2 protein-coding genes are annotated in these 2627 nt (G+C 59.7%); both read left to right on the top strand.

Annotated elements, in window-relative coordinates:
• Positions 1–822: ABC transporter ATP-binding protein (locus QZ266_RS03970; protein WP_295691835.1), on the top strand; the 822-nt coding region annotated here is incomplete at its 5' end.
• A 28-nt stretch (positions 823–850) separates the two neighbouring features.
• On the top strand, positions 851–2627 hold a 1777-nt coding region (locus tag QZ266_RS03975; protein WP_295691836.1), incomplete at its 3' end, for a hypothetical protein.

Genomic DNA, 2627 nt, shown 5'->3' on the forward strand with positions numbered 1-2627 from the left:
CTGGACATTCCCAAGGGCATGTTCGGTTTGCTGGGTCCCAATGGCGCCGGCAAGTCGACCCTGATGCGCACCCTGGCGACCCTGCAGGCCCCGGATAGCGGCTCGGCGGTCTTCGGTGAGATTGATATCGTCAAGGATCCCAAGGCGCTGCGCGCCACGCTGGGTTATCTGCCGCAGGATTTCGGCGTCTATCCGCGGATGTCGGCCCGGGCCATGCTCGACCATCTTGCTGTCCTCAAGGGGCTGACCAATGCGAAGGAACGCAAACAGGTCGTCGAAGCCCTGCTGGAGCAGACCAACCTGTCCCAGCACGCCAAGAAATCCGTCGCCTCCTATTCCGGTGGCATGCGCCAGCGCTTCGGCATCGCCCAGGCCCTGCTGGGTGATCCGCAGCTGATCATCGTCGACGAACCGACCGCCGGCCTCGACCCGGAAGAGCGCAACCGCTTCCACAATCTCCTCTCGGAAATCGGTGAGAATGTCGTCGTCATCCTGTCGACCCATATCGTCGAGGACGTCGCTGATCTCTGCCCGAAAATGGCGATCATGAACCAGGGCAAGATCGTCGCGTCCGGCGTGCCGGCCGATCTGGTCAAGGCGCTTGACGGCAAGGTGTGGTCGAAGACGGCAGCCAAGTCCGATCTCGCCGAACTGCGGACCCGCCACAATGTCATCTCCGAACGCCTGACCATGGGTCAGGTCATGATCCGCGTGCTGGCCGACAGCCAGCCGGGCGACGATTTCGCCGCGGCGACGCCGGATCTGGAAGATGTGTATTTCTCGACCATCCGCGGCGGCCAGGCCGACGCGGCAGCCGCTTAAGTCTCAACCCAGCAGAAAGGAGCACACCATGCTCTCCAAGATCGCCGGGTTCGAGATCCGCTATCAGATCTTCTCACCCGTCTTCATCGCGGTTTTCGCAATCTTTTTCCTCCTCGTCTTTGGCGGGGTCACCATTGACCAGATCCAGGTTGGCGGCGGTGGTGCGACCAATATCAATTCGCCCAACGCGCTGACGGTCAATGTCCTCATCTTTTCGCTTTTCGGCGGTCTGATCCCGGTTGCCTTCCTGTCGTCCGGCGTGATCCGCGACAAGAGTTTCAAGACCGAGGAGCTCTTCTTCTCGCGCCCGATCAAGGAATTCGATTTTGTGCTCGGGCGCTTTATCGGCGGCTTCCTGGCGACGGCGTTGTGCTTTGCCAGCGTCCCGCTTGCCTTCCTGATCGGCTCGGTCATGCCCTGGCTGGACCAGGAATTGATCGGCCCGACGCGCCTGGACTGGTTCCTCTATGTCTACCTCGCCTTTGGCCTGGTGAATATGTGGGTGGTCGGAACGATCCTGTTCACCGTGGCGAACTTCACGCGCTCGACGATGTTGGTCTGGGCCGGTTTTGTCGGCCTTCTGGTGCTCTATTTCGTGGGCTCGGCCATCGCCGGCCAGGAACCGGCCTTGCGCGAAACGCTCGCGCTGATCGATCCGTTCGGCTTCAACACTTTTGGTGAGGCGACCCGTTACTGGACTGCGTTCGAGCAGAACAGCCAGGTCGTGCCGTTCGAGGGCACCATGTTGGCCAATCGCCTGCTCTGGATCGGCATTGGTCTGGCGCTGCTGGTTTTGAACCTGGTGACCTTCCGCTTCCGCAGCGGCAAGCAAAAGCCAATCGGCCCGATTGGCCGCGCCTTCATGTGGTTGGGTGGCGTTGCGTATTTTATCGTCACTGGTGGGTTTATCGGAGTCCTGATTGCCCACTACTACCGCAAAAACAAAACCATCGAGCAGGGAGAAATCAGTGATGCCGAGCTTCGGCAACTGAAGCTTCCACGAGTAAAACCCGACATGACAGGTAAGGCCGCGCGTCAGCAATTTGCTGCACGGGTCGGCTTCGAGGTGAAGGGCGTCGTGCTCAACATCGCCTTCTGGATCATCCTGGCGCTTGGCCTGTTCAACACGATCCCGGGGTTTTTCTTCGCTAACGGAATTTACGGGACCGACAACTTCCCCGTCACCCGCGTCATCATGAACACGATCAACGGGGCCTATTCGATTATCCCCATCGTCATCGTGATCTATTATGCTGCCGAGCTGATGTGGCGCGAGCGCCGCTTTGGCTTCAACGAGATCACCGACTCGACCCCGACGGAAAGCTGGGTCTTCATCACCGCAAAATTTGTTTCGATGGCGGTCGTGATCACCTCGTTGGCCCTCGTAGCCATCGTGGCGGGCATGCTGTCTCAGTTGATCATGGGCTACGGGGTTCTGGAAATCGGCCAGTATGCCATCCGTGGCGTGATGGAGCTGATTATCCCGTCGGTGCTTCTGTCAGCCTTGGCGATCTTCTTCCAGGTCGTGTTCAATAATCGCTGGCTCGGCATGGCGGCGATGCTGGTCTACTTCATCACCAGCCTGGTGATGAGCCAGGTGGGTTTCGATCATAACCTGTACCAGTTCCCGGCCATTCCCGGCGCGCCCTATTCTGACATGAATGGCTATGGCCATTTCCTCGGGATCTCGCTCTGGTTCACGGCTTATTGGAGCTTCTGGGCCCTTCTGCTCATGGTGCTGGCCTACCAGCTCTGGAGCCGCGGCGCGCTGAGCCCGATCGGTCAGCGGATCGGACGGGTCGTCT

The sequence above is a fragment of the uncultured Maricaulis sp. genome, assembly GCF_905480005.1.
GTDB lineage: Bacteria > Pseudomonadota > Alphaproteobacteria > Caulobacterales > Maricaulaceae > Maricaulis.